This is a genomic window from Pedobacter sp., from assembly GCF_045628745.1.
Lineage (GTDB): Bacteria > Bacteroidota > Bacteroidia > Sphingobacteriales > Sphingobacteriaceae > Pedobacter.
This window is the reverse complement of sequence record NZ_JAZQPU010000127.1, coordinates 1-4,646: the sequence shown is the minus strand read 5'-3', so window position 1 is coordinate 4,646 and position 4,646 is coordinate 1. Positions and strand designations below refer to the sequence as shown.

General features: G+C 34.8%; 5 protein-coding genes. All 5 read left to right on the top strand.

The annotated features are described in order from the left end of the window. On the top strand, positions 1-277 hold a 277-nt coding region (locus ACR2F7_RS05345), incomplete at its 5' end, for a TerD family protein (protein ID WP_432712556.1). Positions 278-307: 30 nt separating this feature from the next. Beyond that, positions 308-1,405 carry a toxic anion resistance protein gene (locus tag ACR2F7_RS05340; protein ID WP_432712555.1) on the top strand — a complete coding sequence of 366 codons (1,098 nt, stop codon included), beginning with the start codon at positions 308-310 and terminating at the stop codon, positions 1,403-1,405. A gap of 9 nt (positions 1,406-1,414) precedes the next feature. Further along, complete coding sequence (locus ACR2F7_RS05335; RefSeq protein ID WP_432712554.1) at positions 1,415-2,377, top strand: hypothetical protein; 963 nt, start codon at positions 1,415-1,417, stop codon at positions 2,375-2,377. A 36-nt stretch (positions 2,378-2,413) separates the two neighbouring features. Continuing rightward, entirely contained in the window at positions 2,414-3,415 is a 1,002-nt protein-coding gene (locus tag ACR2F7_RS05330; protein WP_432712553.1) for a TerC/Alx family metal homeostasis membrane protein, read from the top strand. A gap of 284 nt (positions 3,416-3,699) precedes the next feature. After that, a partial coding sequence (locus ACR2F7_RS05325; protein ID WP_432712552.1) for a hypothetical protein occupies positions 3,700-4,646 on the top strand: 947 nt, incomplete at its 3' end.

The window sequence follows — 4,646 nt, the reverse complement described above, 5'->3', positions numbered from 1 at the left end:
TTATGTTGCTTTTGTACTTAACAGTTTTAGAGGTCATGATTTTGGTACTATACCATTTGCCTCTATTAGAATATATGAAGGATCTCCTAAGCAGGTAAGAGAAGTGTTTGCTACTTACGACATTGCAAACGGATCAAATTTTGCAGGATCTGTATCTATGGTTATGGGAGTGTTTTATAAAAGAAATGGGGAATGGAAATTCAATGCTATTGGAGAGCCTACGCCAGATAGAAAATTAGAAGAAACCGTTAAAACTGTAACACAGAAATACCTTTAATGTCTAAGGTATCGAAGTTAAGCTAAAATTATGCAACAGAACCCACATGAAATCCCAACCCTTAATCTGGCAAAGCTGGATAAAGAAGGAAATGTCAACTTAAATGCGGTTAGTCAGGAGGACGAAAAGAAATATAAAGAAATCGGAAAATCCCTTGAACCATCAGATGTTAATTCTATCCTTAATTATGGCGTAGATGCTCAAAACTCGATGGAGAAGTACAGTAACGATTTTCTATCATCTGTGCGAACCTATAACAGTGGTGAAGTTGGAACGCTGATTAATGAGCTGCTCACGGAATTGAATTATATCGATGTGAGTGAGCTTGAGCAAGGTGGTTTCAAATCTTTTCTTTCAAAAATTCCTTTCCTGAAGAAACTGGTGGTTGATGTGAAGAAGATGTTTCAGAAATACGATGTGGTCGTCAACAACATTGACAAAATTACCAACAAGATTAAAGCAGGTCGTTTAAACTCCATTAAAGACAATAGTTCACTTCAAACTATGTTTGACAGCAACCTTGTTTATATTGGACAAATGGAAGAGCTAATCGTTGCCGGACAGCTGAAATATAATGAGTTAAGCGTAAAGTTAGCAGAGATGGAAGGTCGCCCTCCTGATTACCAGGACTATGAAATTGCTGATTTGAGAGATTTCATTAGTCGCCTGGATAAGAGGCTGGCCGACATGAAAATTGTGCGTTTCATTATGATACAATCTCTTGCACAAATTCGTGTGGTTCAAAACAACAATACTTCCATTGCAGAAAAGGCACAGTCAATAGTATCTACTACAATTCCAGTTTGGAAAAACCAGCTCACAATTGCTGTAGCGCTTCAAAGGCAAAAAGCCAATGTAGAAATGCAGAAGAAAATTTCTGATACCACCAATACCATTTTACAGAAAAATGCACAAATGCTGAAACAAAACAGCATAGACGTGGCTAAAGAAAACGAAAAAACCGTTGTTTCTTTAGATACCTTGAAAATAACTACGCAGTCATTGATCGAGACCTTGAATGAAGTGAAGAAAATTCATGAAGAGGGTGCGCAAAGCAGACGTGTGTTGGATGGTGAACTGAAAACGCTGGAGGAAGAGCTTAAAAAGAATGTCACAAGAATAAATTAAAATTCATAGATGGATGAGCACCATTTAAATATCTTACAATTATCAAATGCAGAGATCAACAGGTTACAGTTGCTCTCTGTGTTTTTTGAAGAGGAGGTGCTTTATAAGATCTATTTAAGAAGCAAGGTTATACACCAGCTTTTTGAAAATAACCCAGAGCTAGATATTGACAAACTTGAACTTTTTCATGTTCAATTCACATCAAGTTTAATTGCGCTTTTAAAGAAGATTAAAAAGAGCAATGAAAAGAACGTGAGCTTGATTGATGATGAGATCTACCTGAATAAGGAAATGATCAGGAAGATGAGCAGCCATGTTTATACAGAGAAGAACTTTAACCTGGATAAGCAAAAGCAATCATTGAAAATCAATTTGTCCTTACGTAAACTTTATCAGTTGCTATCTGATCATTCGGATGAATTCCCTTTTTCAAAGAACATCAATACTTTTAGTTCCAGGTATTCCAGGGAGTTTTATAAGGATATTACGACAGCACAATTGGAGGTTTTGCTTCAATATGAGCTTAAAGACCTTTATATTCATCAGCATGCCAGTATACAAAAAAAGCTGATGGGCTTGCTTTGTAAATATGATTTTAGAACAGCTTTTTTTTATGGGTTAAAAGCAGGCGATATAGTTATTGAAATTTATAAATTTTTAGATGTAGAAACGTATTTTCTTTTTTACCCTGGCAGAAACCTCTTTATACTCTTTGACATTAATAAATTGGAGGGGATGGACTGGTCAAATCCGATATCAGATAAAGGAAGAATAGTGCAGGAGCTGCTCTATAAAAATGATAAATTAACAAGTAAAATTGCTGCTATAAAGACCTATATACCAGAGGATATTCTTCTTTTATTAAAGGAAAACTATATGAAGATAGATGACATTAGCTTTTTAGACCACCTCAATAATTTTGATGTGCAAGCCAATATATTGAAAGCCATGTTGAAAACAGATCTTTTTTAATTATTACAAGTAGTACATAATAAATTATAAATAAAAATGGATAATATGATTAATCACCCGGGCATTATCCTTGGGTTTGTGGTAGTAGTTTTAGTGATGCTACTCCTGGATTTGGGAGTTTTTAATAAAAATGCACACGTGGTGAGCAGTAAAGAAGCTGCAATTTGGTCGGCTGTATGGATTACGCTATCTATGGGTTTTAGTGGGGTAATCTATTATTTTTCTGGCTTTGAGAAATTTACACAGTATCAATCTGCCTATTGGATTGAAAAGGCGCTGTCTGTAGATAACCTCTTCGTATTTATCCTGGTGTTCGGATTTTTTAAAGTTCCACGAGAGCTGCACCACAAAGTTCTTTTCTGGGGTATTATCGGTGCGCTTGTTTTCCGGGCCATCTTTATTTTTGCTGGGGTAGGCTTAATTAACATGACCTATTTGCCAGATATGAATATTTTTGGTCAGACTGTGCAATTGAACATAGTGATGTTGTTGTTTGGCTTGTTCTTAATTTATGCAGGAATAAAGTCATGGGCAGGAGATGACGATGGAGATGAAGAAAAAGACTTTACTAAAAGTGCAGGTGCTAAACTAGTTTACAGGTTCTTTAAAGTGAGCAGTAAATATGATGGTGGAAAGATCTTTACCATAGAAAACGGCGTTAAAGTAGCCACACCATTATTAGTGGTTATTTCTGTGATTGAATTTACAGATTTACTTTTTGCAGTAGATAGTATTCCCGCTATTTTCGCTATTGCACCTGATGATCCTTTAATTCTATATACTTCAAATATCTTTGCTATTTTGGGCTTAAGGGCGTTGTATTTCTTGTTGGCTAACTTTATTCATATGTTCACCTTACTGAAATATGGTTTAGCCATTATACTTGCCTTTATAGGTGTTAAAATGGTGATTGCACCGTTCTATCATATTTCATCACCTTTATCATTGTCGATTGTAGGTGGTATCTTAATTTTATCTGTTATTGCATCTTTAATTTTTGCTCCAAAAGAGGCTAAACCAGCAAATCCAGTAGATTAATGTTATTTAATAATATTTAAAGCGCCTGTTTCAGAAATAGTTTTTGGTATTAAGTTGCCAAATTAAATTTTAAAGCAGTCTTCACTTAATTAAAAAACGGCAGTTTTCAACTCGAAAATTGCCGTTTTCATTGCTTTTAATTCTCGAAAGAGAACGTTTGAAATTAATTCTATTTACGAATTGTGAGTTTGATTTATGATACAACCTCTTTTGTTTTTATTGATAATTTTAAAATTGAAGCAAATTATGCTGTATTTGTTATTTATACGAAATAAACATGGCTAATGCATCTCACGCTTAAAAATTTCAAAACTTTGCTTTCTGCTACACTTTTAAAAAAAGCAAAGTCTTTTGTGGTCAGAGAATGTGATGAAATAAAACCAGGTCATTTTCAGGCATACGTAGATGTAAAGGAAAATACATTTGACACTTCTCTACAACTCAAAGATCATCTGGAGGTGATTGCACATGGCTGTGATTGTGAAGATTCAACCATTTTTTGCCCCCACAAAGCAGCCTTACTACTTTTTCTAGTGGAGCAAAAAAAGCCTGCTTCACCATTGAAACTCATTAAAAAAGTCAATCAATTAGATACCCTGCTGAACAATGCTGAGGATCATCAATTAAGAGCCTGGGTATTTAATCTCTTAAGCAAAAACAAGGATTTAGAACTCCTCTTTATTAATGAATTTAATCCGGTAAAATTACCCAGTCCAGCTGAAATTAACGCTTCCACTAAAGATATTGTTAAAGCCGTGGTTAATAGAAGGCAAAAAGTTGAAATAGCTGAACTTAAAAGAATCATTCAGTTGTGGACAGAAATCCATCAAAACATTATAGATGATTATTGTGAACATTGCTATGATGAACCAGCTTTTTTACGGTTACACGCCATATTTCATGCTGTAGATGAAATTCAACGTAAACTCCGAACTTCAAGTATCAGGGTCAGTAGCTACCAAAATGATATTTTGGAAACTATTTTCCCTTTTGTAAGTCAAATTGAGGAGGAGCAGCACTGGGACCAAGTGGTGACCTTTTTTGCTGAGCGGATTAAAGGGGATGGTTATTATTTGCGAATGTATTATTTGAATTTTCTCGTAAAATTACATGGACTAAGCAGTGAGGAGAGGAGGAGAAAACTGACCATAACTGTGTTTAATCAATATCATCAGCTAAATCCAGACAGTATAAATTTAGGAGATCAATACACTGATCAAGTTCTTCAGTT

Excerpts from the sequence above, each read along its gene's own strand:
- ACR2F7_RS05340 (WP_432712555.1), top strand. The coding sequence starts at position 308 with ATGCAACAGAACCCACATGAAATCCCAACCCTTAATCTGGCAAAGCTG.
- ACR2F7_RS05335 (WP_432712554.1), top strand. The coding sequence starts at position 1,415 with ATGGATGAGCACCATTTAAATATCTTACAATTATCAAATGCAGAGATC.
- ACR2F7_RS05330 (WP_432712553.1), top strand. The coding sequence starts at position 2,414 with ATGGATAATATGATTAATCACCCGGGCATTATCCTTGGGTTTGTGGTA.